Genomic DNA, 563 nt, shown 5'->3' on the forward strand with positions numbered 1-563 from the left:
GCTTGAGAGAACTCGGGTGAAGGAACTAGGCAAAATGGTACCGTAACTTCGGGAGAAGGTACGCTCTTGTCTGTTAAGCCCTTGCGGTGTAAGCAGACGGGAGTCGCAGAGAATAGGTAGCTGGAACTGTTTATTAAAAACACAGCACTGTGCAAAATCGTAAGATGACGTATACGGTGTGACGCCTGCCCGGTGCCGGAAGGTTAATTGNTCATGGCTACGCTGTCTCCACCCGAGACTCAGTGAAATTGAAATCGCAGTGAAGATGCTGTGTACCCGCGGCTAGACGGAAAGACCCCGTGAACCTTTACTATAGCTTGGCACTGAACATTGAACCTACATGTGTAGGATAGGTGGGAGGCTTTGAAGCNGTGCCTGGTGGGTAGTTTGACTGGGGCGGTCTCCTCCCAAAGAGTAACGGAGGAGCACGAAGGTTGGCTAAGAGCGGTCGGACATCGCTCGGTTAGTGTAATGGTAGAAGCCAGCTTAACTGCGAGACAGACACGTCGAGCAGGTACGAAAGTAGGTCATAGTGATCCGGTGGTTCTGAATGGAAGGGCCAT

General features: G+C 51.5%; 1 rRNA gene. It reads left to right on the forward strand.

Features of this window, described 5'->3' with window-relative positions:
- Positions 1-563, forward strand: a 23S ribosomal RNA gene (locus tag ABD211_RS24285); the annotation flags it as partial.

Source organism: Luedemannella flava (genome assembly GCF_039528515.1).
Classification (GTDB): Bacteria; Actinomycetota; Actinomycetes; order Mycobacteriales; family Micromonosporaceae; genus Luedemannella; species Luedemannella flava.